Genomic DNA, 25,793 nt, shown 5'->3' with positions numbered 1-25,793 from the left:
AGGCGTGACTTACCGATTGACCATCGAACCGCTTGGCCAGGACGTGGCGGTGGACGAGCAGCAAACCCTGCTCGATGCCGCCCTGCGCGCCGGCATCTATCTGCCCCATGCCTGTTGCCACGGGCTGTGTGGTACCTGCAAGGTCCAATTGCTGGAAGGCAGCGTGGACGACGGCGATGCGTCCTCCTTTGCCTTGTTGGATTTCGAGCGTGCCGAAGGCCATACCCTGGCCTGCGTCGCCAAGCCTTGCTCGGACGTCACCATCGAGGCCGACGTCGAAATCGATCCCGACGCCCGTGTCGAGCCGGTCGCCGACTATATCGGCACGGTGGCCGAATTGAGGGCGCTTTCGTCCACCGCACGCGGCGTGGTGATCGAACTCGATCGTGCACTCACCTTCCAGGCAGGCAAGTACATCAACCTGCACCTGCCTGGCGTGGCACTGCCGCGCGCCTTCTCGCTGGCCAATCCACCGGCACAGTCACGCCGGATCGAACTGCACGTACGCCGGGTGGAAGGCGGCGAGGCGACGACCTTCATCCATGAGCATCTGAAGCCCGGCGACCGCGTACGCGTTTCCGGACCGTACGGCCGCTTCTTCATACGCAAGTCGGCGCCGGAAAACATCCTGCTGTTCGCTGCCGGCACCGGACTTTCCAGCATCCGCTCGATGTTGCTCGACCTGTTGACCGAGGGCGTCCGCCGGCAAATCACTTTGTTCTATGGCCAGCGCCACCGCGCCGAGCTGTACCTGCACGAGGAACTGCAGGCGCTCGCCGAGACGCACGACCATTTCCACTACGTACCCTGCCTGTCCCGCCCGCTGCCGGAGGATCACTGGCAGGGTGCGGTGGGTCATGTGCATGAAGTGGCCGCCGCGCACTTTGGCGGACGTTTCGCGGGACACAAGGCGTATCTGTGCGGCCCACCCGGGATGGTCGATGCGTGCATCACCACGCTCATGCGTGGGCGGCTGTTCGAGCGTGACATCTATACCGAGCGCTTCATCGATGCCGCTGACGCGACGCGTCAGCTGCGCAAGAGTCCCCTGTTCAAGGTGGTCTAACGAGGAAAATCGCATGGCAGACGGTGAGCCAAGACAGTCGATGCCCGCCCAGGACGGGGCACGGCTGCATCGCATTACCCTGCGCGAAACCGGCGAGAGCTATGCCTGCGCGGGCGACCGCAGCCTGCTCAAGGCGATGGTGGCGCTGGGCCGCAGAGGCATCCCCTCCGGTTGCCATGGCGGCGGCTGCGGCGTATGCAAGATCAGGGTGCTGGAAGGCAGCGTGCGTTGCGAGGCGATGTCGCGCAGCCATGTCAGTGTCGAGGAACAGGCCACCGGCTACGCGCTGGCCTGTCGCGCCTATCCGCTCAGCGACGTGGTGCTGGAAGTGGTCGGCGGCATGCGCAAGGGACTGACGCGCCGATACGGGCTTTTGTGAAAGGCAATACGCGACGGCCGGCCGGCCGCTCACGAACGAGGCAGAGGAGTAACCAACATGGGCGTCATGCGAATCGGACACATCAACCTGCGCGTGCTCGACATGCAGGCCGCGTTGCGTCATTACCGCGACGTGCTGGGAATGGTCCCCACCGACGAGGACCACAAAGGCAACGTCTACCTGAAATGCTGGGACGAATGGGACAAGTACTCGGTTATGCTGAGCCCGGCCGACCGCGCCGGCATGAACCACGTCGCCTACAAGGTCGAACGCGACAGCGATCTCGACGACATCAAGGCGCGCATCCGCGACTACGGACGCGAGGTGGAGGAACTGGCTCCTGGCGAATTGCCGTACTGCGGTCGCGCGTTGCGCTTCAAGATGCCGAGTGGCCATCTCATGTACCTCTATGCCGATAAGGAATTCGTCGGCACCTCGGTAGGCACGCTCAATCCCGATCCGTGGCCGGACGACATCCGCGGCGCCGGAGCCCACTGGCTGGACCACGTACTGCTGCTGTGCGAACTCAACCCCGAGGCCGGGGTGAACAAGGTGGTGGAGAACGAGACGTTCTTTCGCGACGTCCTGGGGTTCAGGCTGACCGAGCAGCTCATGGCCGGTCCGGACAAGAGCGTCAAGGCGCTGGCCTTCATGACAGTGTCGATCAAGCCGCACGACATCGCCTTCGTCGGCGGCCCTTGCAATGGCCTGCACCATTGCTCGTTCTTCCTCGAGGACTGGGGCGACGTGCTCCGCGCCGCCGACGTCATGGGCAAGAACCGAGTGAAGATGGATGTGACGCCGCAGCGCCATGGCATCACCCGCGGCAAGACGATCTACTTCTTCGACCCCTCCGGCAACCGCAACGAGACCTTCGCCGGCCTGGGCTACGCCGCCTATCCGGACATGCCGGTGATCACCTGGACCGATGACCAGATCGGCAGCGCGATCTTCTACCACACCGGGGAGATCCACGAGGCCTTCACCGCGGTCTATACCGAAGGCTACTGACCCGCAGCCAGCGCCGCGCCGCCCGATGGGGCGGCCGGCATGTATGACCGATCATCGTGGCGCGCAGGCCCTCACGGGGCCGCGCCTTCCGGAGGTGTCCGATGCCGTGGAGTCGTCGAAACGTGATCAAGGCCACCGCGGCATGGGCGGCCTGGCCCATGTTGCCTGCCATGGCCGCCCATGTCGGCCTGCCCGGCGTCACAGGGCCGTCTTCATCTTCCGCTGTGTGGCTCGCGGCGGAGGGCGCCGATGCGGATGCTTTTGCGGCCGCGTACCCGGGCGGCGTGCGCCGCGCGCCCGGCCATGATCCCGGCGTGCTGCTCGACTGGTGCCGACAGGCGTCTCCAGCCGCGGTGAGCGGTCTCACCGGCGCGGCGGCCTTTTTCGTGCTCTCGACGGCCTTGCAGCGCGCCGGCCTGCGCCCGTTGCTGATCGCCCGCCACGGCTATGGCGATGCCGGTCTGCTGCATACGCTCGAGGGTGGGCCGGCGGCCACGGTCCTCGCCGCCGCGCTGGCCGACGCCGCCGGGCACTGGCCGGTAGTGCTGGCGCGCTGCCTGCCGCCGATGAGCGCACGTTCCGCCACCGCTACTGCGCCGAGCGTGGTTACCGCGCGCCTGGCGCCGGTGCGGCTTCCCGCGCGCAGTCCAGACCACCTGGTCTCCTTCGTCTTCACCGCCGTCTGACGCCACCGCACAAGGAACCGGCCCGATGCCAGCCACGCTTCCCCCAGGACTTTCCGCCGCCGCGTTCAGCCAGGCGCTGGCCGGCTTCCGCCAGGCGGTCGGCAAAACCTATGTCTATGCCGACGAGACCGCGCTCAGCAGCTACCTCGACCCGTATTCGACCACCGAGGATGCCGCACACACGCCCGCGGCTGCGGTTGCTCCCCATTCGGTGGAGGAAATCCAGGCGGTGCTCAAGGTGGCGCGCGAATACGGCATTCCGCTGTGGCCGGTGTCGACGGGCAAGAACTACGCCTACGGCGGCCCGGCCCCGCGCAAGAGCGGTTACGTGGTGCTCGATCTGGCGCGCATGAACCGCATCATCGAAGTCAACGCACGCGACGGCTACGCGGTGGTCGAACCCGGCGTCAGCTATTTCGACCTGTACCGCTACCTCAAGGAACACGACATTCCGCTCTGGATCGATTGCGCGGCACCGGGCTGGGGCAGTGTGCTCGGCAACCTGCTCGACCACGGCGCCGGCTATACCCCTTATGGCGAACACCTGACCATGCAGTGCGGCATGCAGGTGGTGCTGGCCGATGGCACCGTGGTCGACACCGCCACTGGCGCGCTGCCAGGCGCACGCGCCAGTCAGCTGTACAAATGGGGCGCGGGACCGTGGATCGATGGCCTGTTCACCCAGTCCGGGCTCGGCATCGTCACCCGGCTGGGCGTGTGGCTGATGCCCGAGCCGCCGGGCTACCGGCCCTTCATGGTGACCTTTCCCGACGAGGACGCCCTGCACGACCTCACCGAGGCGATCCGCCCGCTCAAGCTCAACATGGTGATCCCCAACGGCGCGACCTCGGTGGAGTTGCTGTGGGAGGCCGCGACCCGGGTGACCAAGGCGCAGTACTACGGTGGCAAGGGCCCGCTGCCACCGTCGGTGCGCCGCAAGCTGATGGCGGACCTGGACATCGGCGCCTGGAACTTCTATGCCGCGTTGTATGGACCGCCGCCGATGATTGAGCGCAGCTGGTCGGTGGTCCGCGACGCGCTGGGCAAGGTGAAGGGCGCGCGCTTCTACACGGACCGCCCCGGCGATACAGCCTGGGAATACCGCGCCAAACTGATGCGCGGCATCCCCAACATGACCGAATACTCGCTCATGAACTGGATCGGCTCCGGCGCGCACATCGACTTCTCGCCGATGTCCGCCCCCACCGGCGACGATGCGGTGCGGCTCTACCACCTCATCAAGGACAAGGTGGAGGCACGCGGCTTCGACTACATCGGCGAGTTCCTGATCGGCTGGCGCGACCAGCACCACATCTTCATGCTCATCTTCGACCGCACCGACCCGCAGGAGCGCGAGCGCGCGCACCAGGTGTTCGGCGAGATCGTGGCCGACGCGGCGGCGCAAGGCTTCGGCGAGTACCGCACGCACCTGGACTTCATGGACCAGATCGCCGCTACCTACGACTGGAACGACCACGCATTGCGCCGGCTCAACGAACGCGTGCGCGACGCCCTGGACCCCGGGGGCATCATGGCGCCGGGCAAGATGGGCGTGTGGCCGCGGAGGATGCGCGCATGAATGCCGTCCGCATCCTGCTTGGCGGCTTGATCTTCTTCGCCGCCGCTGCCGAGGCGGCCGCCGCCGACCCGCATCATGGCGAAGCGCTGTTCGCCTACCGCTGCGCGCCCTGCCACGCCGCAGGTCCCGGGCATCCGGGCACGATGGGCCTCGAACGCCGCTACGACGCGCACGACGCCGTGCTCGCGCAGCGCGGCGAAGTGCCGGCCGCGTACGTCGAGGTGGTGGTGCGGCACGGGCTGCGCCTGATGCCGCCGTTCCGCCCGAGTGAGCTCGACGATCGCGACCTCGCCGACATCGCCGCCTATCTGGCCAGGCCAAAGTCGGCCATCCACTGACGACACATCCTCAAGGAACATGCCCATGCCGCAAGCCGCACATGCCCAAACCGCCGTCCCCACCGTGGACTGCTTCATCGGCGGCCGCTGGGCGCCCGCCGCCGATGGCCGCTATTTCGACGACCGCAATCCCGAGGACGATGCGCTCTATGCCAGGGCCGCACACGGCGCTGCCGTCGACGTGGACCGGGCCGTGCGTGCAGCGCAGCAGGCATTCGACGGCTATCGACACACCCTCGCGCGCGAACGCGAGGCCTGGCTGATCAAGGCCGCCGAGCGCCTTGAGGCCGAGGCGCAGGCGTTCATCGACATCCTGATCGACGAGGTCGGCTCGCCGCTGGCCAAGGCGCGTTTCGAGGTGGCGATGGCGGTCGGCTATCTGCGCGCCGCCGCCGGCGCGGCGCGACGCACGAGCGGCCAGACGTTGCCTTCGGACGTGCCGGGGCGGCTTTCGTTGTCGCTGCGCCAGCCGTTGGGCGTGGTCGCCGCGATCACGCCTTTCAACGTGCCGTTGATCAAGAGCATCAAGCTCACCGCGGTGCCGCTGGCCACTGGCAACGCCGTAGTGCTGCTGCCTTCGGAGGAAGCGCCGATGCTGGCCGCGCGGGTCGCCCGGCTCTACCACGAGGCGGGCCTGCCGCCCGGCGTGGTCAATCTCGTGACCGGCTTCGGCCACGAGATCGGCGATGCGCTGACCGGCCATCCGCTGGTGCGGCTGGTCAACTTCACCGGCTCGTCGCGGGTGGGCAAGCACATCGCCGCCATCGCCGGCGCGCAGATGAAACGGGTGACGCTGGAACTGGGCGGCAAGAATCCGCTCGTCGTGCTCGCCGATGCCGATCTCGACGCGGCCGTGCACGGCGCGGTGATGGGCATGTTCCTGTATCAGGGCCAGGTATGCATGGCCTCCAGCCGCATCCTGGTCGAACGCCCGCTGTACGCGGCCTTCCTGGAGCGCTTCCAGGCGGCCGCGGAGGCACTGCCGATGGGTGACCTGCGCCGGCCGGAAACGGTGATTGGCCCGCTGATCTCGCCGCGCCAGCGCGAACGCGTGCGCGCCCACATCGAGGATGCGCTCGGCAAGGGCGCCACGCTGGTCACCGGCGGCGGCTGGAACGGCCATCGCTGCCAGCCGACCGTGCTCGCCGGCGTACGGCCGGAAATGACCTGCTACGCCGAGGAGACCTTCGGTCCGGTGGCGGCGGTCTACCCCGTCGACGGTTTCGAGCAGGCACTCGCCCAGGCCAACGACAGCCGCTACGGCCTGAGCGCCGCGATCTACACCCGCGACCTCGACCGCGCACTGGCCTTCGCCGCGCAGGCCCATGCCGGCATGGTGCACGTCAACGCGCCCACCCTGCACGACGAGCCGCACGTGCCGTTCGGCGGCGTCGGCGATTCGGGTTTCGGTCGCGAAGGCACCGAGGTCGACATCGACACCTGCACCGAATGGAAGTGGGTCACCATCCAGACCGGAGGCACGGCATGATGGACGGCAAGACTGCACTGCCACCAGGCGCCAGCGCCTCGCCACGCATCGGCGGCCTGCGCGATTTCCTTGACCTGCTCGGCAAGCACGGCCAGTGCGTACGCTGGCCCGAACCGGTGCTGCCGGAGCCGGACATCCGCAACATCACCCAGGCCGCCGGCCGTGACCCGCTACACGGCCCGGCGGTGCTGTTCGAACATGTGCGCGGCTATCCCGGCCTGCGCGTGGTCAACGGCGTGCATGGCAGCTTCACCAACCTTGCCCTGCTGCTCGGCAAGCCCAAGGGCACCTCGGTCAAGGAACTGTTCTACGAGATGATCGGCCGCTGGGGCTGCGACCGGCCGCAACTGGAACATGTCGACCCCGCGCAGGCGCCGGTGTGCGAGGTGGTGGTCGAACACGACATCAACCTCTACGCGCATATTCCGCTTTATCGCACCAATGCCTACGACGGCGGCTTCTACCTGGCCAAGGCCGCGGTAGTCAGTCGCGACCCGAACGATCCGGAACACTTCGGCAAGCAGAACGTCGGCATCTACCGCATCCAGATCCACGGGCCGGACACGCTGACCCTGCTCTCGGTGCCCTCGCACGACATGGGCCGCCACATCATGGCCGCGGAGGAACAGGGCAAGCCGCTGCGCATCGCGATCATGCTCGGCAACCACCCGGCCATCGCCATGCTGGCCGGCACGCCGATTCCCTACGACGAATCCGAATACGCCTACGCCTCGCAGCTGATGGGCGTACCGCTGCGGCTCACCCGCTCGGGCAACGGCGTGGACATCCTGGCCGACAGCGAATTCGTGATCGAAGCCGAGCTGCTGCCCAACCAGCGCGCCTTCGAAGGACCATTCGGCGAATTCCCGGGCAGCTATTCGGGCGTCCGCCGCGTGCCGCTGTTCCGGGTGACCCGGCTCACCCACCGCCGCGCACCGATCTTCGAGAATCTCTACATCGGCGGCAAATGGACCGAACACGACACCCTGATCGGGCTCAACACCTCCGCGCCGATCTACGCCGCGCTCAAGAAGGAGTTTCCCGAGGTCGAGGCGGTCAATGCGCTGTATCAGCACGGCCTGACGGCCATCGTCGCCGTGCGTAACCGCTTTGCCGGCTTCGCCAAGTCGGTGGCGATGCGCGCGCTCGGCACGCCACACGGACTCATGTACCTCAAGAACCTGATCATGGTCGACGCCGACGTCGACCCGTTCGACCTCAACGAGGTGATGTGGGCGCTGTCCACCCGCACCCGCGCCAACGACATCATCGTCATTCCCAACACCGCGATGATCATCATCGACCCGGCCGCCGAGGTGCCCGGCAAGGGCCATCACCTCATCATCGACGCCACCAGTTTCATGCCGCCCGACCCGATGGGCAGCGACGCCAAGCTGGTCCGCCCGCCGAGCGGCCCGCTGATCGACGAGCTCGCCCGACGCCTGGCCCGCCTGCGCCAGGAGGCCAACGCATGAACGCCACCTGCCCCCGTTGCCGCAAACAGGACGCCGCCGCGGTTCACCAGGGCCGCGAGGACGGCGTCGTCGTTTGGACGGTCTACCACTGCCCGCGTTGCGCCTTTACCTGGCGCGACAGCGAGCCTGCCGAGACCATCGATCCGGCGCTGCGCGATCCGGACTTCGCCGTCGATCCGGACCATCCCGAGCAGTACCGCTACAACATCCCGCCCGCCAAGCGCCATGGCTGACGGCCCCTTGCGCATGCACCGAGGAGAACGCCCCGTGGCCCAGTCCGCAACTGCCGCAAACGCACCGCCAGTCGCGCCGGTGAACGGCGACGATGCCCTCGCGCGAGCCTGGTCGCTGCGCTACCGGCACCTGCTCGGCAGCCACCGGCTGGCCCGCGTGGTACGTCCGGATTCCACCGGCGCGCTGGGCGACATCCTCGCCCAGGCCCGGCAGGAGGGCGTCACGCTGTGGAACAGCTGCGGCCTGCCCGGGCCGGTGACACGCGACGTCTGGCTGATCGACTTCGCACACATGAACCGCATCGTCGACATCGACGCGGCCAACGCCACCGCGCTGGTCGAACCGGGCGTGAGCCACGCGCAGTTGGCCGCCGAACTCGGCACGCGCAAGCTGCCGTTTCTTGTCGACGCCGGCCGCGATCCGCGCGCCTCGGTCGCCGGCGACATCCTGGCCCGTCGCTACGGCTACACGCCCTACGGCGACCGCGCGCTGATGCAGTGCGGCCTCGAGGTCATGCTCGCCGATGGCCTGCTGGTGCGCACCGGCATGGGCGCGATGAGCAAGAGCAATATGTTTCAGCTCTTCAAGTGGGGTTTCGGTCCGGTCAACGACGGCCTGTTCATGCAGTCGCGGCTGGGCATCGTCACCAAGGTCGGCCTGTGGCTGATGCCGGCCGCGCCACGTTGCCTGCCGTTCATGGCCAGCCTGCGCGACGAGGCCGCGCTGGAAGCGGCGATGGACATCCTGCGCCCTCTGTCCATCAACCGCATCCTGCCCCATCCGGTGGCCGTGGCCAGCAAGGCTTGGGAAGCCGCCTACGTGCCCGGCGACGCGGACGAGGCGGACCTGGGCGACTGGAACGTGTTCGGCGCGCTCTACGGTCTGCCGGACGACGTGGATCTGCTCTGGGGCATGGTGCAGGCGCAGCTGGGTGCCGTGCCTGGCGCGCACCTGCGCCTCATCGACGACGTCGCCATGGGGCATCCGCCACTCGCCGCGCGCGCACACATGATGCGCGGTGAGGTGTCCGCCGATGCGATGCCGCCGATGGCCGGCGAGAAGCTCGAGATCGCCGCGGTCGGCGGCATCCATGGCGACGATGCCCGCGCCATGGCGGCGCTGGCGCGCCGGATGCTGGATGCGGCCGGACTGCCGCCGCGGATCGAGTTCCAGCTCTGCTGGCGGGCGCTGCTGGCCAAGGTCGAACTGCCCTGGCAGGACGCCGCCTCGCTGGAGCGAGCGCGCACCACCGCCGGCGACATCCTCGCCGCCTGGGCCCAGGCCGGCTATGCGCCCAGCCATACCGACGACGGCGTGCTGGAGCCGGCGCGAGCCAGACTCGCCGGCACCGGTCAGGCCCATGTCCATGCGCTGCTCGCCGCCGCGCTCGATCCCAGCGGCGTCCTGAGTGGCACGCCCGCATGAAACCTCACTCGTCACCTCTGGCCCTGCATGGAACGAAGCTGGCGTCATGCTGAACGCGCATCCGCAACCGGGCAGCGTGCCAAAGCGGCTGGTGGTCGCCATCACCGGCGCCTCGGGTGCGTGCTACGGCACCCGGCTGCTGGCCGCCATGCGCGGTCAGGCGGGCTGGGAAACGCACCTGGTGACCAGCCGCGCGGGCTACATCAATCTCGCCACCGAGCTCGGCCTAGATCGCCGCCAGCTGGGCGCGCTGGCCGACGTGGTGCACGACGAGCGCGATGTCGGCGCGGCCATCGCCAGCGGCTCGTTCCGCACCGAGGGGATGGTGATCGCCCCGTGCTCGGCGCGCACGCTGGCCTGCGTGGCCAGCGGCACCGGCGACAACCTCATCGCCCGCGCCGCCGACGTGGTGCTCAAGGAACGGCGCCGACTGGTACTGCTGGTGCGCGAGACACCGCTGCATCTCGGGCATTTGCGCAACATGCTCGCCGCCACCGAGATGGGTGCCATCTGCATGCCGCCAGTGCCGGCGTTCTATGCGCAGCCGGCCACGCTCACCGAGATGGTCGACCACACCATCGGCCGCGTACTCGACTTGTTCGGCATCGACGCCGGCCTCGCCTACCGCTGGGCCGGCACGCGCGAGTCTTCGTCGGGAAGAACGCCCGCATGAGACCGCCAGACCTGCCGCCTGATCCATTCACACCAGAGAGCCGCCTATGCACAGCCCATCCGCCATCTATCGAGGCCTGACCGCATGGACCTGAAACTCGCCGGCCGCAAGGCCCTCATCACTGGCGGCAGTCGCGGCATCGGCAAGGCGGTGACCCGCGCCTTGCTGGCCGAAGGCGTGGAATGCGTCATCTGCGGCCGTTCATGCGAGTCGCTGGAGGTCACGGCGAAGGCGCTTGCCGAGGAAGCCGGCCGCCCCGTACATGCCCACGTCGCCGACGTGCGCGACCGCCGCTCGCTGGAAGCGCTGGTGGCATTCGCCGCCGAGCGCATGGGCGGCATCGACATCCTCGTCAACAACGCCGCGCGCGTCAGCGGCGGCGAGCCGGAGGATTTCGCCCGTGTCGACGAAGCAATGGTGCTGCGCGACTTCGAGGAGAAATTCTTAGGCTATCTGCGCTGCAGCCGATTGGTCGCGCCGTACATGCAGGCCAAGGGCTGGGGCCGCATCATCAATATCAGTGGCTATGCCGCGCGCATGGCCGGCAACCTGAGCGCCGGCGCGCGCAACGCCTCGGTCGTGCATCTGACCAAGAGTCTGTCGATCGAGCTCGGCAGGCACGGGATCAACGTCAATGCAATCTACCCCGGCATGACCGTGACCGAGACGCTGACCGCGCGTGCGGCGCACATGGCGAGCCAGGCCAACCGGACGCCGGCCGAGCAGCTGCAGCTGCTCGCCGCGCAGCAGGCCATCGGGCGCCTGGTCGACGCCAGCGAAATCGCCCACGTGGTCGCCTTCCTCGCCTCGCCGCTGGCCGCCGGCATCACCGGCGAGGCAATCGCCGTCACCGGCGGCGTCGGCCACCACGTCACCTATTGAGCGCTACGCCACCCAACCGGAGCCATTGCATGCCATGCGACTGACCGATCTCTCCGACATGGAGCTCTACTTCCACCTCGTCCGGCTGCAGGCCGAATACGTGCAGTGCATCGACGATGACCGCCTCGAGACCTGGCCGGATTTCTTCACCGATCCGTGTGTGTACCGCATCGTGCCACGCGAGAACAGCGACCGCGGCCTGCCGCTCGCCGCGCTCTCCTGCGACAGCCGCGGCATGCTGGTCGACCGCGTGGTCTCCCTGCGCCACGCCAACATCTACGGCGTGCACTACTACCGTCATCTCACCGGCGAGTTGCGGGTATTGGCGCGCGATGCCGAGAGCGTGAGCGTGCAGAGCCACTACGCGGTGTTCCAGACCCGCGGCGACGGCACCACCTCGATCTACCAGACCGGCAAGTACCTGGATCGCGTCGTCGTCGACCAGGGCGCCCTGCGCTACCGCGAAAAACTCGCCGTCTTCGACACCTACCGCATCGACAGCCTGCTGGTGCGGCCGATCTAGCCAGCCACGAGGAGATTCCCATGCACGCAAAGACCCGTCCCGACATCGCATCCGAAACCGGCTGCCACGTCCCCTACCGCGTCTTCACCGAACGCGCCTTCTACGACCGCGAGCAGGCGCTCATCTTCCGCGGCGAGCATTGGAACTTCGTCGGCCTCGAGGCCGAGCTGCCCAACCCGGGCGACTACAAGACCACGGCCATCGGCGACACACCGGTGATCGTGATGCGCGACGAAGAGGGCGGCATCAACGTGGTGGTGAACCGCTGCGCCCATCGCGGCGCGCTGGTCTGCCGCGAGCTGCGCGGCAATCGCGCCACCCTCGAATGCGTCTACCACCAATGGTCCTACGACCTCAAGGGAAGGCTGCTCGGGGTGCCGTTCCGGCGCGGCATCCGCGGCCAGGGCGGCATGCCGGCGGACTTCGACCCGCGCGCGCACGGTCTGGAGCGGCTGCGCGTGGAAACCTTGGGCGGCACCATCTTCGCCAGCTTCTCGCCCAGCGTGCCGCCGCTGCGCGAGTACCTGGGGCCGATGGTGGTCGAGAGCCTGCTGCGCATCTTCAACCGGCCGGTGCGCGTGCTGGGCGACCTGCGCCAGTTCATGCACGGCAACTGGAAGGCCTATGCGGAGAACATCCGCGATCCCTACCACGGCAGTCTGCTGCATCTGTTCCATGCCACCTTCGGCCTGTACCGCTCCTCGCAGCAAGGCGGCGTGCGGATGGACGCGCATCGCCGGCATTCGATGCTGTGGGCCAGCTCGGCGAGCAACGACGCCGAGCGCGACGGCGCCGTCTACCAGGGCATACGCACGATGAACTCGCGTTTCGCGCTGCAGGACCCTTCGCTGCTGGAGTCGTGCCGGGAGTTTCCGGACGACATCACGCTGGTGATCCTCGCGGTATTCCCGAACGTGCTGATCCAGCAGATCTCCAACACGCTCGCGGTACGCCAGATCGTCACCTACGGCCCGGACCAGTTCGAGCTCGTCTGGACCGAATTCGGCTATGCGGACGACGACGAGACGATGCAGCGCATCCGGCTCAAGCAGTCCAACCTGATCGGCCCGGCCGGTACCATTTCGATGGAGGACGCCGAAGCGGTGGAGATCGTCCAGCGCGGCGTCAACCGCTCGGGGGATGCCGTGTCCTACATCGCCATGGGCGGTGGCCATGCGGAGGAAAGCGCGCACCTGGTTACCGAGGCGCCGATCATCGGGTTCTGGGAGTACTACCGCGACCTCGTCGGCTTCGAGCTGCCGGAGCCGGCATGAACGGGCGCATCCGCCGCGTGCCGGCCACCGCCGCGCCGACGCGGTCGGGGAGGCATTCAGGCCGAGGCGTGGTCGGCATCCTGCCGGCGCGCCAGCGCGTGCTCCACGCTGTGCGCGGTGCGCTCGATGTGCACGCGCAGGATGTCCGCAGCCGTGCCGACGTCGCCGGCCAGGGCCGCCTCGCGCAGAGCGCGATGCTCGGCATGGATGTCGCGGCTGGGTGCGTAGCGGGTGCTCAGGAAACGATAGCGGCGGTGCTGGTCGTACAGCGTCGCGCGCAGGCGCTGCAGCCAGCGCGAGGGACAGGCGGCGACCAGCGCCTCGTGGAAGCGCTGATTGCGCCACTCCCACTCGGTGAAATCCTCTGCCGGCGCGCTTTCCAGCTTCTCCAGCTGGTGATAGGCCGCCACCAGCTGCGCCTCCCAGGCGTCGCCGCCGTGCTCGATGCTCTGGCGCAGGGCCTCGGTTTCGATCAGCACGCGGGTCCGGGTGACATCCCACAGGTCGGCAAGGTCGATCGGCGGCACGCGAAAGCCGCGCTGCCCGATCGCCAGCACCAGTCCCTCGCCGACCAGCCGCGCCAGCGCCTCGCGGATCGGGCTCGCGCCGATGCGGTAATGATCGGAAAGCTGGCGCACCCCGAGCCGGCTGCCGGGCTGCCAGAGTCCCAGGATGATGTCCTGCTTGAGCCGGCCATACGCCTGGTCGGACAGCGTGGTGACGTTTTCCGGCGGCATTGGCAGCACGTGTCGTGGCTCCAGGAATCCCCTTGCGCGGCGACTCTAGCAGCCCGCCTCCTGTCCGGCCACGATTATGGCGAAACTCATCGACTTTTTTATCTTTTGTCGATAAAGTGAACGCATGTCTATCGTGCCCGCACCCCCCATGCTGCATTGGCGGACCGCGTTCAAGGCGATCGAGGCGGCCATCGGACACGCCGAAAGTCTGGGTGTGCGTGTCAATGCGGCGATGTGTGATGCCGGGGGCAACCTGATCGCCTTCCTGCGCATGCCGGCGGCGCCGCTGCACAGCATCACGATCGCCGAGGACAAGGCCTATACCGCGGCGAGTTTCGGCATCGCCACCGGTGCCTGGGCTGCGCTGCTCGGCGGCGATGAACACCTGCGCGCCGGGCTGATGCTGCGTCCGCGCCTGGTGATGCTGGGCGGCGGCCTGCCGCTGCTGCGCGACGGACAATGCCTGGGTGGCATCGGCGTCTCCGGCGGCAGCGAGGCGCAGGACGTGCTGTGCGCAAGCGCCGGGTTGGCCGCGATTGGCTTCGAAACCCCTCACCCGTCCCCAGGATGACCTCATGAAAGAGATCCGCCACTTTATCGACGGCGAATACGTCGGCTCGGCCAGCGGCCGGCAGTTCGACGACATCGACCCAACCACCGGCACGGTCATTGCCCGCGTGCACGAGGGCGGTGCGGCGGAAATCGCCCGCGCCACCGCCGCGGCCCGCGCCGCGCTCAAGGGCGAATGGGGAAGCCTTTCGCTGGAACGGCGCTGCGCACTGCTGCACAAGGTGGCCGATGGCATCGAGGCGCGTTTCGAGGCGTTCCTCGCCGCCGAATGCGAGGACACCGGCAAGCCGCGCAGCCTGGCCAGCCACATCGACATTCCGCGCGGGGCGGCCAATTTCCGCATCTTTGCCGATGCGGTGAAGAACGTGCCGACCGAATGCTTCCGTACCGACACCCCCGACGGCGCCGGCGCGCTGAACTATGCGGTGCGCCGGCCCAAGGGCGTGATCGGGGTGATCTCGCCCTGGAACCTGCCGCTGCTGCTGATGACCTGGAAGGTCGGCCCCGCGCTCGCCTGTGGCAACACCGTGGTGGTCAAGCCGTCCGAGGAGACCCCGCAAACCGCGGCCCTGCTCGGTGAAGTGATGAATGCCGCCGGCATCCCCCGCGGCGTGTACAACGTGGTGCACGGTTTCGGCCCGGACTCGGCCGGCGAATACCTGACCCGCGACGAGCGCGTCGATGCCATCACCTTCACCGGGGAGACCACCACCGGCACCGCGATCATGAAGGCGGCTGCGGGCGGGCTGCGCGACGTCTCCTTCGAATTGGGGGGCAAGAATCCGGCGATCGTGTTCGCCGACGCCGATCTCGACAAGGCGATCGAGGGCACCCTGCGCTCGGCCTTCGCCAACTGCGGCCAGGTGTGTCTGGGCACCGAGCGCATCTATGTCGAACGGCCGCTGTTCGAAGCCTTCGTCGCCCGACTCAAGGCCGGTGCCGAGGCGTTGCGCCCCGGTCCCAGCCACGAGGCCAGCACCACGCTGGGACCGCTGATCAGCAAGACCCATCGCGACAAGGTGCTCTCCTACTACCGTCTGGCCGAACAGGAAGGCGCCCGCGTGATCACCGGCGGCGGCGTACCGGACATGCCCGCCGCGCTGGCTGGCGGTTTCTGGATCCAGCCGACCATCTGGACCGGCCTTGCCGACGATGCGCGGGTGGTACGCGAGGAAATCTTCGGTCCCTGCTGCCACGTGCGTCCTTTCGACCGCGAGGAAGAAGCGATCGCGCTCGCCAACGATACCGACTACGGCCTCGCCGCCGCGCTGTGGACGCGCGACCTGGAACGCGCCCATCGCGTCGCGCAACGACTGGAAGCCGGCATCGTCTGGGTCAACAGCTGGTTCCTGCGCGATCTGCGCACGCCCTTCGGCGGCATGAAGCGCTCTGGCATCGGCCGCGAGGGCGGCGTGCACAGCCTGGAGTTCTACACCGAGCTCTCCAACGTCTGCATCAAACTCTAAAACCTCCAAGGAACCGCGATGAGCGAGAACAACCCAGAACTCGGCAAGCGCCTGCGCACCGGCGATTTCGAAACCAACGTGCACGATCGCGGCCAGGGTCCCGCGGTGCTGCTGATCCATGGCTCGGGCCCGGGCGTCAGCGCTTGGGCCAACTGGCGCCCGGTGCTGCCGGTGCTGGCCGAGCGCTTCCGGGTAATCGCGCCGGACATGGTCGGCTTCGGCTACACCGAACGCCCCGCCGGCATCCACTACGGCCTGGATACCTGGTGCCGCCATGCGCTGGCGGTGCTCGACGCGCTCGGCGTGGAACGTGCACACATCGTCGGCAATTCCTTCGGCGGCGCGCTCGCGCTGGCATTGGCCACCCGTCATCCCGAGCGGGTCGGCCGGTTGGTGCTGATGGGCAGCGCCGGGCTGTCCTTCCCGATCACGCCGGGACTGGACGCGGTGTGGGGCTACACGCCCTCGGTGGCGAATATGCGCAAGCTGCTCGACATCTTCGCCTACAACCGCGCGCTGGTGAACGACGAGCTGGCTGAACTGCGTTATCGCGCCAGCACCCGCCCCGGCGTACAGGAAGCCTATGCGGCGATGTTTCCGGCGCCGCGCCAGCGCTCGGTCGACGCCCTGGCCACACCCGAAGATGCGCTGCGCAAGCTCGACAAGGAAACCCTGATCATCCACGGCCGCGAGGACCAGGTGATCCCGCTGGAAAGCAGCTATCGCCTGCATGCGCTGATCGGCCCCTCGCAGCTGCACGTATTCGGGCACTGCGGTCACTGGACGCAGATCGAGCAGACGGCGCGTTTCAACCGTCTAGTCACCGACTTCTTTGTCGAGGCCGGTCAAAGCTGACCGGATTCGAGCGACAGCCCGTGCCGTTCCACTAGGCGGCATTTTCCAAAAAAGACTCAAGGCTTTCCCATGACCCAGAAAATCCGTGCGGCACTGATCGGTTCGGGCAACATCGGCACCGACCTGATGGCCAAGGCGCTGCGTTCGCCGCTGATCGAGCCGGTGTGGATGGTCGGCATCGACCCGACTTCCGAGGGGCTGGCCCGTGCCCGTGCGGCCGGGCTCAAGACCACCGCCGAGGGCGTGGACGGCCTGCTGCCGCATTTGGCCGAGGATGGCGTGCAGATCGCCTTCGACGCCACCTCCGCCTACGTGCATGCGGAGAACGCCCGCAAGCTGCAGGAGCGCGGCGTGCTGATGATCGACCTCACGCCGGCGGCGATCGGCCCGTTCTGCGTGCCGCCGGTGAACCTCAAGGACCACATCGGCAAGCACGAGATGAACGTCAACATGGTCACCTGCGGCGGGCAGGCGACCATTCCCATGGTGGCCGCGGTGAGCCGCGTGCAGCCCGTGGACTACGCCGAGATCATCGCCACCGTGGCCTCGCGCTCGGCCGGTCCGGGCACGCGCAAGAACATCGACGAGTTCACCCGCACCACCGCGCGCGCGGTGGCCGAGGTGGGCGGCGCGCGCAAGGGCAAGGCGATCATCATCCTGAATCCGGCCGAGCCGCCCTTGATCATGCGCGACACCGTGCATTGTCTGACCGCGGACGAGCCCGACCAGGCCGCTATCACCGAGTCGGTGCAGCGCATGCTGGCCGAGGTGCAGCGCTACGTGCCGGGCTACCGGCTCAAGAACGGCCCGGTGTTCGACGGCAAGCGGGTATCGATCTTCCTCGAGGTCGAGGGCCTGGGCGACTACCTGCCCAAGTACGCCGGCAACCTCGACATCATGACCGCCGCCGCGCTGCGCACCGCGGAAATGTTCGCCGAGGAGATCCTCAAGGGCGCGTTCGTGCCCCGTCCGTCCACGCCTGCCGTCGCCGAGACGGCCTGAATCATCCGGAGACTTCCCCATGGATCTACGCGGCAAGAAGGTCACGCTGCACGACATGTGCCTGCGCGACGGCATGCACGCCAAGCGGCACCGCATCAGCCTCGACGACATGGTCGCGGTGGCCAGCGCGCTGGACGCGGCCGGCGTGCCGCTGATCGAGGTCACCCACGGCGACGGCCTGGGCGGTGCCTCGGTCAACTACGGCTTCCCGGCGCACAGCGACGAGGAATATCTCAAGGCGGTGGTGCCGAAGATGAAGCAGGCGCGCATCTCCGCGCTGCTGCTGCCGGGCATCGGCACCGTGGACGACCTGCGCATGGCGCGCGACTGTGGCGTTGGTACCATCCGCGTGGCCACGCACTGCACCGAGGCGGACGTGGCCGAGCAGCACATCGGTCTGGCGCGCAAGCTGGGTCTGGACACCGTCGGCTTCCTGATGATGGCGCACATGGCCTCGCCCGAGAAGCTGCTCGAGCAGGCCCGGCTGATGGAGTCCTACGGCGCCAACTGCATCTATGCCACCGATTCGGCCGGCTACATGCTGCCCGACGACGTGCGCGTGCGGATCGGCCTGCTGCGCGCCGAGCTCAAGCCCGAGACCGAGCTCGGCTTCCACGGTCACCACAACCTCGCGCTCGGCGTGGCCAACTCGCTGGTCGCGGTGGAGGCCGGGGCCAACCGCATCGACGGCTCGGCGGCGGGGCTCGGCGCGGGCGCCGGCAACACGCCGCTGGAGGTGTTCGCCGCGGTGCTGGGCCGCATGGGTGCGCACACCGGCGTGGACGTGTTCAAGCTGATGGACGTGGCCGAGGACCTGGTGGTGCCGCTGATGGACCACCCCATCCGCATCGACCGCGATTCGCTGACCTTGGGCTATGCCGGCGTGTACAGCTCCTTCCTGCTGTTCGCCAAGCGCGCCGAGCAGAAGTACGGCGTGCCGGCGCGCGAGATCCTGGTCGAGCTCGGCCGGCGCGGCATGGTCGGCGGCCAGGAGGACATGATCGAGGACACCGCCATGGATCTGGCCAAGGCAAGGGCGCCGCGGCCGCTGCGCGTCGCCGGCGGAGAGCGCGCATGAGCACGCTGGACGCAGCCACCATCGATGCGCTCGCCGAGCACCTGGAGACGGCCGAGATGGAAGCGCGCGAGGTGACCAAGATCACCGACCGCTACCCGGCGCTCGACCTGGACGATGCCTATGCCATCCAGTGGGCCATCCGTCGGCGCAAGGAGGCGCGCGGCCACCGCATCGTCGGCCTCAAGATGGGGCTCACCTCGCAGGCCAAGATGCGCCAGATGGGCGTGTCCTCGCCCACCTACGGCTTTCTCGCCGATGATTTCCAGGTGTCCGAGGGCAGCGCCGTCGACACCCGTCGCCTGATTCATCCCAAGGTGGAGGCGGAAATCGCCTTCATGACCTCGGCACCGCTGCGTGGCCCGGGCTGCCACGTCGGCCAGGTGCTGGCGGCCACCGCCTTCGTGATGCCGGCACTGGAGATCATCGACAGCCGCTACGAGAACTTCCGCTTCGACCTGCCGAGCGTGGTGGCCGACAACTCCTCGTCCTCGCGTTTCGTCGCCGGCGGCGCGATCGCCGATCCGCGCACGCTCGACCTGCGCACGGTGGGCGTGGTGCTGGAAAAGAACGGCGAAGTGGCCGAGATGGGCGTCGGCGCAGCCGTGCTCAACCACCCGGCGGCCAGCGTGGCACTGCTGGCCAACCTGCTCGCCGAGCGCGACGAAGAAATTCCGGCCGGGAGCGTGATTCTCTCCGGGGCGATCACCGCCGCCATCGCGGTCGCCGCCGGCGACAACGTCACCCTGCATGTGCACGGCATGGGCACGATCGGACTGCGCTTTGTCTAATTGGCCAGCCGGCCCGGCCTAGCCGGGCCACCAACGACCGCACCCATACAGAAGGAGGACGCAAAACCGTACAGGGGACCGCTGGCCAGACAGTTGCACAGGGAAAGTGACACAAGAAGACGGGAGCTCGCTGGCAAGACCTCAAACCACCAGCAAGAGGGGAAAACCATGCATCGCTCGATGAAACACTGGATGGCGGGCAGCCTGCTCGCCGCCGCGGCCGCGCCGACCACTGCGCTTGCCGATGCTTCCGCTCACTACGTGCCTGGCGTGGAGGGCATCAAGGCCGCATCCGTGCCGCCGGCCGGGCTTTATCTGCGTCTTTACGGCGTCGCCTACCGTTCCGACGACATCCGCGTCGACACGCCCAGCGGCAACGGCGCCATTCCCGGCCACACCTCGGCCGACGTGGATGCGTTCGTGCCACGCATCATCTGGATCAGCGACAAAAAGTTCCTCGGCGCCGATTTCGGCATGGACGCGCTGTGGCCCTACGAGCACAAGCACATCGAAGTGGGACCCATGCACACCAGCAAGACCGGCATGGGCGATCTTTACCTCAACCCGGTGATCCTGGCCTGGCACGGCAAGCAGTACGACACCGTGTTCTGCATCGGCTACTGGACCGACGTCGGCGATTACCACCGCGAGGATCCCGCCTCCACCGGGCAAGGCTATTCCAACGCCATGTTCACCCTGGGCGGCACCTGGTATCCGGACAGCGACCGGCGCTGGGCACTGTCCATCCTCAACCGTTACGAGACGCTCGCTTCCAAGATCCGCCATACCGACGTCACTCCGGGAGACAACTGGGTAGCCGAGTGGGGTATCAGCTACCAGATCAGTCCCTCGACCAACATCGGTCTGGTTGGCTATGACAGCTGGCAAGTGGAACGGGACGACGCTCCGCACGGTGTGCCGACGCCGAAGGATTCGGTGCATGCGGTCGGCGGTCAGTGGAGCTTCCATTCGCATTCGCTGGGGATGCTGTTCGACGTCGCGCTGTACCACGAATACGACGCCCAGCATCACCCGAAGGGCAACACCGGCAGGGTGACACTCACCATTCCGTTCTAGCCTCCCGCGGCACTGCCGCCGGACCGGCGACGGCAGTGTCCTTTCTTCCGTCAAGGGCCTTCGTTGATGCAAGCCGTCGAACTCGAGATCTTCTTCAATTTCCGCAGCCCCTACTGCTATCTCGCCTCCAAGACGATGTTCGGCCTGCTGGACGCCTATCACGCGCGCCTGGCATGGCGTCCGCTGGGCGGCTGGCATGGCCGCTCACCGCCTGAGCGGGCGAAGAAAAAGGTGCCGCTGGCGCGCCAGGATGTCGGCCGCTTCGCCCGCCGCCTGGGCATCCCATTCAATCCGCCGCCGCCGGAAACCGACCCCACCCGCGCCGGCGCGGCATCGCTGTACGCCGAGGAAGCCGGCTGCCTGCGCGCCTACGTGATCGAGACCATGCGCGCCGCATGGGGCGAAGGCCGCGACATCGGCCGGGACGAGGTGCTACGCGATATCGCCGCCCGGGCCGGCATGGATGCCGACGTCCTGCTCGCCGCCGCCGACGATCCGGAACGCAGGCAACGGCTCGAAGAGCACTGGGCCAGGGCCGAGCAACGTGGCGTCTTCGGCGTGCCGACCTTCGTCGTCGGCGACCAGCTGTTCTGGGGCCAGGACCGTATCGAGTTCGTCGCCGACCACTTGCGCGAGCTGCGCCTGGCGCGGCTTTGAGTCTTTACGGCGACATCCGGAGAACGCCATCCATGCCCACGACTCAACTTCCCCGCGACCTGGTGCGTCACTGTGCCAAAAGCTACCCGCGCAAGCTCGCCTACGTCGACGGCGCCTCGGGGCGCACCCGCACCTGGGAAGAGATGCACCAGCGCAGCGACCGCCTCGCGGCGGCGCTTGCCGCACTCGGCATCGGCAAGGGCGACACCGTGTGCATCCTGGCGCACGACATCGTCGAGGTGGTCGAGCACTTCTTCGCCTGCATCAAGCTCGGCGCCTGGCGGGTCGGCATCAACTGGCGTTTCTCGCCGGCGCAGATGCTGCACGTCATCCGCGACAGCGGAGCGCGGGTCATCCTGGTGCAGGAAAACTGCCTGCCGCTGCTGGGCGACGCCGAACTCGACGCCCTGCGCTCGGAGGGCCGCGAATTCATCGGCATCGGTTCGACCCATGCGCTCGAACTCGACTACGAAGACCTGATCGCGCACTCCCCGGCTGCACCGGCGGCCTGGCCCATGCTCGATGCCGATGACGTCTGCGCCATCAGCTACACCACCGGCACCACCGGCATGCCCAAGGGCGTGCTGTGGACGCAGGGCGGCGTGCGCGAGGCGCTGGTGCGCACGCCACTGACACTGGGCCTGCGCCACGAGGACGTCTGGTACAACCCGTTCCCGATGCCGGGCGTGCCGATCCTGGTCGGCACCATCAACCTCGGCAACGGCATGACCACGGTGCTGCCCGGCGGCGATTTCGACGCCCATGCCTCGCTGGAACTGGCCGACCGCTACCACATCAGCGCCGGCGTGTTCGTGCCGACCCAGCTCAAGCGGGTGACCGAGGAGGCGCGGCGCACCGGCATCGGCCGGGATTCCTGGCGACTGATGACCTTCGGCTCGATGCCGGCCACGCCGGCGCTGATCCGCGACGCCTACCATACCTTCGGCTGCGAATTCGGCCACGTGTACGGCCTGACCGAAGCGACCTGGGGCATCGTCTCCTATCTCGGTCCCGCCGACATCCGGCGTGCGGTCGACCACGAGCCCGCGCTGCTGACCTCCTGCGGGCCACCCGCACTGCACGTGGAGGTCGACATCCGCGATCCCTTCGGCGCGCCGCTGCCGGCGGGTGAGACGGGTGAAATCTGGGTCCGCGGCGAGACGGTCATGCGCGGCTACTGGAAGATGCCCGAACGCACCGCCGAAGTGCTCGGCGTGGACGGCTGGCTCAACACCGGCGACATCGGCCGGCTGGACGAGCAAGGCTATCTCTACGTGGTCGACCGCAAGAGCTTCATGATCATTTCCGGCGGCTACAACGTCTATCCGGCCGCAGTCGAGGAAGTGGTGGCCGAGCACCCGGCAGTGCGCGAAGTGGCGGTGGTCGGCGCGCCGCATCCGGACTGGGGCGAGGCGGTGGTGGCGATCGTCTCGCTCAATGCCGGCGTGCGGGCCGATGCCGAGGAGATCCTCGCCTTCTGCCGCGCGCAGCGGCACAAGCTGTCGCGCTTCGAAATGCCCAAGCACGTGCTGGTGGTCGACGACCTGCCGCGCGGCGTCACCGGCAAACTCGACAAGCTCAGCCTGCGCACGCTGCTGCGTTCGCTGCACGATCGGCTGCCCTGGAACACCGGCACCGTCACGGACACTGCCGCGCGTTGAGCCCGCGGAGGACATCCCATGCGAGCAATCCTCGAAAACGACTTGCGCGGGCGCGGCGCGATCGCGCTGCCGCGCGACCTCATCGCGCGCTGCGGACGCAACTTCCCGCACAAGCCCGCCTATCTCTGTGGCACGCGGATGCGCACCTGGGGCGAAATGCACGAACGCTCGGACCGGCTGGCCGCCGCGCTGCAGCATCTGGGGCATCGGCCGGGCCAGCCGCTGGCCATTCTCGCTCCCGAATGCATCGAGGTGTACGAGCACTTCTACGCCTGCCTCAAGCTCGGCGGCATCCGCGTCGGACTCAACCGCCGCTACGGCCCTCGCGAACTGGCCCATGTGATCCGCGACGCCGGCATCGAACACGTGCTGGTCCACGCCAGTTGCCTGCCCCTGCTCGAACGGCTGGAGGAGGAACCGCCGCTCGCGCAGCTGCGTCTGATCGCCTTCGGCGGCGTCCATGACCTGAACGACTACGAGACCCTGCTCGCGGAGCACGACTCTCCGCCCGTACTGCCGCCGCTCGACCTGGATGCGCCGGCCATGTACAGCTACACCTCCGGCACCACTGGGCTGCCCAAGGGCGTGGTGCTCACGCAGGGCGGTATCAAGGCGACCCTGCTGCATTCGCTGAGCGCCTTCGGTTTCGGGCCGGACGACCTGTTCTATCTGCCGACCGGCAACGCGTGGTCGGCAGTGATGCTGGCCATGCTGGCGGTCGGCAACGGCATGACCCAGCTCATCCCCGATGGCGACTACGACACCGTCCAGTTCCTGCGCGACATCGAGCGTCATCGCCCGAGCGTGGCGCTGGTGGCGCCGGTGATGCTGCAATGGATGCTCGAGGAATGTCGTCGGCAGGCTTACGACCTTTCCTCGCTGCGGATGCTGTGCTTCGGTTCGGCACCGATCTCGCCGGCACTCATCCGGGCGGCCGCGACCGCCTTCGGCTGCGACCTGCTGCACTGCTATGCGATCACCGAAACCACCTGGGGCGGCATCGCCTTCCTCTCGCCTCGCGACCTGCGCCATGCGCTCGCCGAGCGGCCGGAGCGGCTGGGCTCGGTCGGCCAGATCGCCACCCATTTCGACCTCAGCATCCGCGACGATGCCGGACAGGTGCTGCCCACCGGCGTCGCCGGCGAGATCTGGGTGCGCGGCGAGGCGCAGATGGCCGGCTACCTCAACCTGCCCGAGGAAACCGCGCAAACGCTGGTCGATGGCTGGCTGCGCACCAACGACATCGGTCGCCTGGACGAGGATGGCTTCCTCTACCTGCTCGACCGGCAGAAATTCCTGATCATCTCCGGCGGCGTGAACGTGTTTCCCGCGGCGGTGGAAGGCGTGCTCGCCGAGCACCCGGGCGTGGCGGAGGTGTGCGTGGTCGGCGTGCCGCATCCGACCTGGGGCGAAGCGGTGGTGGCGGTGGTCCGGCGCCGGCCCGGCTTTGCCGAGCTCGACGCCGCCAGCTTGATCGCGCACTGCCAGGCCCGGATCAGCCGCGTGGAAGCGCCCAAGCATGTGCATTTCATCGACGAGCCGCTGCCGCGCACGCTGACCGGCAAGTTGCAGAAGGCGGCCGTGCGCGCCTGGTTCCTGGAAGCTGCCGTGCCGGTGCCATGGTCGCTTCCCTCCCGCGACTGAGCCCTTCAGGCCCTCATGCCGGCCGTCCACACGGTTTTTCGGTGCATGCGCCACGTCGCGCGCGTCGCCTGCCCGCCCCGGAGGCGACTCACGACATGGCCAGCACCAGCTTGCCCAGATGCCGGTTGGCCAGCATGTCGGCATGCGCCTGCGGCGCCTGGTCGAAGGGATGGACCGCCGACACCAGCGGCCGCAACAGGCCGCGCTCGAACAGCGGCGTGAGCCGGTCGGCGAACAGACGCGCGATGCGGATGCGCTCCTCCAGCGGCTGCGCGCGCATGGTCATGCCGCGTATGCGCAGGCGGCGACCGAGCACGGCCCCAAGGTCCAGCTCCGCGTTGCCCGGCGTGAGCCGGCCGATCACCACCAAGGTGCCTTCCACCCGCAGGCAGGCGAGATTGTCCGCGAAGGCCGCGCCGCCCAGCATGTCCAGCACCACCGCGACGCCCTCGCCCGCCGTGACGCGACGCACGCGCTCGGGCAAGGCGCCCTCGTCCTCGGGCAAGGGCACGTCCAGTCCGCAGCGCACGGCCGCCTCCAGCCTGGCGCGATCGCGGCTGCTGCCCAGGCTGCGGCCGCCGAAGACGTGCACGAGCTGCACCGCCGCCAGCCCCACGCCCGCGGTCGCCGGCCGGATCAAGGCCCATTGACCATGGGCCAGTCCGCCTTCCAGGTACAGCGCGCGATAAGCGGTGAGGAAGTCTTCCGGCACCGCCGCAGCCTGCACGAGGTCGAGGCCCGCGGGTATCGCGATCGCCTCGCGCTCGGGCGTCACCAGCGCCTCGGCATAGGCGCCACCGGCGACCAGGCCCATGACGCGGTCGCCCGGCCGGTACAGCTGCACGCGCTCACCCACCGCCTCGACCGTGCCGGCATATTCCAGGCCCGGGATGCGCGGATCGACGCCAGGCGGCGGTGGATAGTGGCCGCGCACCTGCAGGATGTCGGCGCGGTTGATGCCGACCGCCGCCACGCGCACGCGCAGCTCGGTCGGGCCGGGCTCGGGCGTCGACACCTCGCGCAGTACCAACTGCGGCTCGCCGCCCGCCGGGGTTTCGATCATCCAGGCACGCATGGTCTTTGGCCTCCATCAGTCGGCTTGTTCTGCGCCCATTATCGGCGCACGGCGTCTTTATGCCGTGGCGGTGGAATGCCATGGCGACGGAGGGCGAAACCGACTTGACGCGGGTCAACCCGGTGTGTACTTTTGCCGCATACCAAGCG

The 25,793-nt window shown here is 68.2% G+C and carries 26 protein-coding genes; 24 read left to right on the top strand and 2 right to left on the bottom strand.

Annotation, left to right across the window (positions count from 1 at the left end; genetic code table 11):
- Positions 1-4 precede the first annotated feature (4 nt).
- The 14 genes from ALSL_RS04420 (at position 5) to ALSL_RS04355 (ending at position 13,034) form a co-directional block, all read left to right on the top strand.
- Positions 5-1,066 carry an NADH:ubiquinone reductase (Na(+)-transporting) subunit F gene (locus tag ALSL_RS04420; protein ID WP_126536814.1) on the top strand — a complete coding sequence of 354 codons (1,062 nt, stop codon included), beginning with the start codon at positions 5-7 and terminating at the stop codon, positions 1,064-1,066.
- Positions 1,067-1,079: 13 nt separating this feature from the next.
- Positions 1,080-1,445 carry a 2Fe-2S iron-sulfur cluster-binding protein gene (locus ALSL_RS04415; RefSeq protein WP_198410677.1) on the top strand — a complete coding sequence of 122 codons (366 nt, stop codon included), beginning with the start codon at positions 1,080-1,082 and terminating at the stop codon, positions 1,443-1,445.
- A 57-nt stretch (positions 1,446-1,502) separates the two neighbouring features.
- Positions 1,503-2,456, top strand: a complete 954-nt coding sequence (locus ALSL_RS04410) for a catechol 2,3-dioxygenase (RefSeq protein WP_126536812.1) — start codon at positions 1,503-1,505, stop codon at positions 2,454-2,456.
- A 158-nt stretch (positions 2,457-2,614) separates the two neighbouring features.
- Positions 2,615-3,142 (top strand): hypothetical protein, encoded by a 528-nt coding sequence (locus ALSL_RS04405; protein WP_126536810.1) that lies wholly within the window; start codon positions 2,615-2,617, stop codon positions 3,140-3,142.
- Positions 3,143-3,167: 25 nt separating this feature from the next.
- Complete coding sequence (locus tag ALSL_RS04400; protein ID WP_126536808.1) at positions 3,168-4,721, top strand: FAD-binding oxidoreductase; 1,554 nt, start codon at positions 3,168-3,170, stop codon at positions 4,719-4,721.
- Positions 4,718-5,059, top strand: coding sequence for a c-type cytochrome (locus ALSL_RS04395; protein WP_126536806.1), 342 nt, complete (start codon positions 4,718-4,720; stop codon positions 5,057-5,059). Before ALSL_RS04400 ends, ALSL_RS04395 begins: the two co-directional genes overlap by 4 nt.
- Positions 5,060-5,084: 25 nt before the next feature.
- Positions 5,085-6,548, top strand: coding sequence for an aldehyde dehydrogenase family protein (locus ALSL_RS04390; protein WP_126536804.1), 1,464 nt, complete (start codon positions 5,085-5,087; stop codon positions 6,546-6,548).
- Positions 6,548-8,023, top strand: a complete 1,476-nt coding sequence (locus ALSL_RS04385) for a non-oxidative hydroxyarylic acid decarboxylases subunit C (protein WP_126536802.1) — start codon at positions 6,548-6,550, stop codon at positions 8,021-8,023. Before ALSL_RS04390 ends, ALSL_RS04385 begins: the two co-directional genes overlap by 1 nt.
- Positions 8,020-8,256: a non-oxidative hydroxyarylic acid decarboxylases subunit D gene (locus ALSL_RS04380; protein WP_126536800.1), complete on the top strand. Its 237-nt coding sequence runs from the start codon at positions 8,020-8,022 to the stop codon at positions 8,254-8,256. Before ALSL_RS04385 ends, ALSL_RS04380 begins: the two co-directional genes overlap by 4 nt.
- 34 nt (positions 8,257-8,290) lie before the next feature.
- The gene (locus ALSL_RS04375; RefSeq protein ID WP_161970931.1) at positions 8,291-9,682 is read left to right on the top strand and encodes an FAD-binding oxidoreductase; all 1,392 of its coding nucleotides are present in this window, start codon (positions 8,291-8,293) and stop codon (positions 9,680-9,682) included.
- A gap of 46 nt (positions 9,683-9,728) precedes the next feature.
- Positions 9,729-10,355: a UbiX family flavin prenyltransferase gene (locus tag ALSL_RS04370; RefSeq protein ID WP_126536796.1), complete on the top strand. Its 627-nt coding sequence runs from the start codon at positions 9,729-9,731 to the stop codon at positions 10,353-10,355.
- An 84-nt stretch (positions 10,356-10,439) separates the two neighbouring features.
- Positions 10,440-11,237 (top strand): SDR family NAD(P)-dependent oxidoreductase, encoded by a 798-nt coding sequence (locus ALSL_RS04365; protein WP_126536794.1) that lies wholly within the window; start codon positions 10,440-10,442, stop codon positions 11,235-11,237.
- A 34-nt stretch (positions 11,238-11,271) separates the two neighbouring features.
- On the top strand, positions 11,272-11,760 hold the full coding sequence (locus tag ALSL_RS04360) for an aromatic-ring-hydroxylating dioxygenase subunit beta (RefSeq protein ID WP_231700292.1): 489 nt from the start codon (positions 11,272-11,274) through the stop codon (positions 11,758-11,760).
- Positions 11,761-11,780: 20 nt separating this feature from the next.
- On the top strand, positions 11,781-13,034 hold the full coding sequence (locus ALSL_RS04355; RefSeq protein WP_126536792.1) for an aromatic ring-hydroxylating dioxygenase subunit alpha: 1,254 nt from the start codon (positions 11,781-11,783) through the stop codon (positions 13,032-13,034).
- A gap of 56 nt (positions 13,035-13,090) precedes the next feature.
- Here the strand turns inward: ALSL_RS04355 and ALSL_RS04350 are convergent, their stop codons facing one another.
- Complete coding sequence (locus tag ALSL_RS04350) at positions 13,091-13,771, bottom strand: GntR family transcriptional regulator (RefSeq protein WP_126540022.1); 681 nt, start codon at positions 13,769-13,771, stop codon at positions 13,091-13,093.
- A gap of 124 nt (positions 13,772-13,895) precedes the next feature.
- Between ALSL_RS04350 and ALSL_RS04345 the strand changes: the two genes are divergently transcribed.
- The 10 genes from ALSL_RS04345 to ALSL_RS04300 all read left to right on the top strand — a co-directional run bounded on the left by ALSL_RS04345 (position 13,896) and on the right by ALSL_RS04300 (position 24,569).
- Positions 13,896-14,342: a GlcG/HbpS family heme-binding protein gene (locus ALSL_RS04345; protein ID WP_126536790.1), complete on the top strand. Its 447-nt coding sequence runs from the start codon at positions 13,896-13,898 to the stop codon at positions 14,340-14,342.
- Positions 14,343-14,346: 4 nt separating this feature from the next.
- A complete protein-coding gene (locus tag ALSL_RS04340) occupies positions 14,347-15,807 on the top strand; it encodes a 2-hydroxymuconic semialdehyde dehydrogenase (RefSeq protein WP_126536788.1) in 1,461 nt (486 codons plus the stop codon).
- Positions 15,808-15,825: 18 nt separating this feature from the next.
- Positions 15,826-16,662 carry an alpha/beta fold hydrolase gene (locus ALSL_RS04335; protein WP_126536785.1) on the top strand — a complete coding sequence of 279 codons (837 nt, stop codon included), beginning with the start codon at positions 15,826-15,828 and terminating at the stop codon, positions 16,660-16,662.
- 69 nt (positions 16,663-16,731) lie between these two features.
- On the top strand, positions 16,732-17,664 hold the full coding sequence (locus tag ALSL_RS04330) for an acetaldehyde dehydrogenase (acetylating) (RefSeq protein ID WP_126536783.1): 933 nt from the start codon (positions 16,732-16,734) through the stop codon (positions 17,662-17,664).
- 19 nt (positions 17,665-17,683) lie between these two features.
- Positions 17,684-18,742, top strand: a complete 1,059-nt coding sequence (gene dmpG, locus ALSL_RS04325) for a 4-hydroxy-2-oxovalerate aldolase (protein WP_126536781.1) — start codon at positions 17,684-17,686, stop codon at positions 18,740-18,742.
- The gene (gene dmpH, locus ALSL_RS04320; RefSeq protein WP_126536779.1) at positions 18,739-19,530 is read left to right on the top strand and encodes a 2-oxo-3-hexenedioate decarboxylase; all 792 of its coding nucleotides are present in this window, start codon (positions 18,739-18,741) and stop codon (positions 19,528-19,530) included. Before dmpG ends, dmpH begins: the two co-directional genes overlap by 4 nt.
- 180 nt (positions 19,531-19,710) lie before the next feature.
- Entirely contained in the window at positions 19,711-20,607 is an 897-nt protein-coding gene (locus ALSL_RS04315; protein ID WP_161970930.1) for a SphA family protein, read from the top strand.
- 66 nt (positions 20,608-20,673) lie between these two features.
- Complete coding sequence (locus ALSL_RS04310; RefSeq protein WP_126536775.1) at positions 20,674-21,264, top strand: 2-hydroxychromene-2-carboxylate isomerase; 591 nt, start codon at positions 20,674-20,676, stop codon at positions 21,262-21,264.
- Positions 21,265-21,296: 32 nt separating this feature from the next.
- Positions 21,297-22,925, top strand: coding sequence for a class I adenylate-forming enzyme family protein (locus ALSL_RS04305; protein ID WP_126536773.1), 1,629 nt, complete (start codon positions 21,297-21,299; stop codon positions 22,923-22,925).
- Between the two features lie 18 nt (positions 22,926-22,943).
- On the top strand, positions 22,944-24,569 hold the full coding sequence (locus ALSL_RS04300) for a class I adenylate-forming enzyme family protein (protein WP_126536771.1): 1,626 nt from the start codon (positions 22,944-22,946) through the stop codon (positions 24,567-24,569).
- Between the two features lie 88 nt (positions 24,570-24,657).
- On the opposite strand, the gene ALSL_RS04295 is transcribed toward ALSL_RS04300, so the two are convergent.
- Entirely contained in the window at positions 24,658-25,644 is a 987-nt protein-coding gene (locus tag ALSL_RS04295; protein ID WP_126536769.1) for an NAD(P)H-quinone oxidoreductase, read from the bottom strand.
- Positions 25,645-25,793: the final 149 nt, after the last annotated feature.

The sequence above is a fragment of the Aerosticca soli genome (genome assembly GCF_003967035.1).
GTDB lineage: Bacteria > Pseudomonadota > Gammaproteobacteria > Xanthomonadales > Rhodanobacteraceae > Aerosticca > Aerosticca soli.
Note: the sequence above shows the minus strand (reverse complement) of the source record. Positions and strands in the feature narration are given on the sequence as shown.

Excerpts from the sequence above, each read along its gene's own strand:
- ALSL_RS04415 (WP_198410677.1), top strand. The coding sequence starts at position 1,080 with ATGGCAGACGGTGAGCCAAGACAGTCGATGCCCGCCCAGGACGGGGCA.
- ALSL_RS04410 (WP_126536812.1), top strand. The coding sequence starts at position 1,503 with ATGGGCGTCATGCGAATCGGACACATCAACCTGCGCGTGCTCGACATG.
- ALSL_RS04405 (WP_126536810.1), top strand. The coding sequence starts at position 2,615 with ATGTTGCCTGCCATGGCCGCCCATGTCGGCCTGCCCGGCGTCACAGGG.
- ALSL_RS04400 (WP_126536808.1), top strand. The coding sequence starts at position 3,168 with ATGCCAGCCACGCTTCCCCCAGGACTTTCCGCCGCCGCGTTCAGCCAG.
- ALSL_RS04395 (WP_126536806.1), top strand. The coding sequence starts at position 4,718 with ATGAATGCCGTCCGCATCCTGCTTGGCGGCTTGATCTTCTTCGCCGCC.
- ALSL_RS04390 (WP_126536804.1), top strand. The coding sequence starts at position 5,085 with ATGCCGCAAGCCGCACATGCCCAAACCGCCGTCCCCACCGTGGACTGC.
- ALSL_RS04385 (WP_126536802.1), top strand. The coding sequence starts at position 6,548 with ATGGACGGCAAGACTGCACTGCCACCAGGCGCCAGCGCCTCGCCACGC.
- ALSL_RS04380 (WP_126536800.1), top strand. The coding sequence starts at position 8,020 with ATGAACGCCACCTGCCCCCGTTGCCGCAAACAGGACGCCGCCGCGGTT.
- ALSL_RS04370 (WP_126536796.1), top strand. The coding sequence starts at position 9,729 with ATGCTGAACGCGCATCCGCAACCGGGCAGCGTGCCAAAGCGGCTGGTG.
- ALSL_RS04365 (WP_126536794.1), top strand. The coding sequence starts at position 10,440 with ATGGACCTGAAACTCGCCGGCCGCAAGGCCCTCATCACTGGCGGCAGT.
- ALSL_RS04360 (WP_231700292.1), top strand. The coding sequence starts at position 11,272 with ATGCGACTGACCGATCTCTCCGACATGGAGCTCTACTTCCACCTCGTC.
- ALSL_RS04355 (WP_126536792.1), top strand. The coding sequence starts at position 11,781 with ATGCACGCAAAGACCCGTCCCGACATCGCATCCGAAACCGGCTGCCAC.
- ALSL_RS04350 (WP_126540022.1), bottom strand. The coding sequence starts at position 13,771 with ATGCCGCCGGAAAACGTCACCACGCTGTCCGACCAGGCGTATGGCCGG.
- ALSL_RS04345 (WP_126536790.1), top strand. The coding sequence starts at position 13,896 with ATGTCTATCGTGCCCGCACCCCCCATGCTGCATTGGCGGACCGCGTTC.
- ALSL_RS04340 (WP_126536788.1), top strand. The coding sequence starts at position 14,347 with ATGAAAGAGATCCGCCACTTTATCGACGGCGAATACGTCGGCTCGGCC.
- ALSL_RS04335 (WP_126536785.1), top strand. The coding sequence starts at position 15,826 with ATGAGCGAGAACAACCCAGAACTCGGCAAGCGCCTGCGCACCGGCGAT.
- ALSL_RS04330 (WP_126536783.1), top strand. The coding sequence starts at position 16,732 with ATGACCCAGAAAATCCGTGCGGCACTGATCGGTTCGGGCAACATCGGC.
- dmpG (WP_126536781.1), top strand. The coding sequence starts at position 17,684 with ATGGATCTACGCGGCAAGAAGGTCACGCTGCACGACATGTGCCTGCGC.
- dmpH (WP_126536779.1), top strand. The coding sequence starts at position 18,739 with ATGAGCACGCTGGACGCAGCCACCATCGATGCGCTCGCCGAGCACCTG.
- ALSL_RS04315 (WP_161970930.1), top strand. The coding sequence starts at position 19,711 with ATGAAACACTGGATGGCGGGCAGCCTGCTCGCCGCCGCGGCCGCGCCG.
- ALSL_RS04310 (WP_126536775.1), top strand. The coding sequence starts at position 20,674 with ATGCAAGCCGTCGAACTCGAGATCTTCTTCAATTTCCGCAGCCCCTAC.
- ALSL_RS04305 (WP_126536773.1), top strand. The coding sequence starts at position 21,297 with ATGCCCACGACTCAACTTCCCCGCGACCTGGTGCGTCACTGTGCCAAA.
- ALSL_RS04300 (WP_126536771.1), top strand. The coding sequence starts at position 22,944 with ATGCGAGCAATCCTCGAAAACGACTTGCGCGGGCGCGGCGCGATCGCG.
- ALSL_RS04295 (WP_126536769.1), bottom strand. The coding sequence starts at position 25,644 with ATGCGTGCCTGGATGATCGAAACCCCGGCGGGCGGCGAGCCGCAGTTG.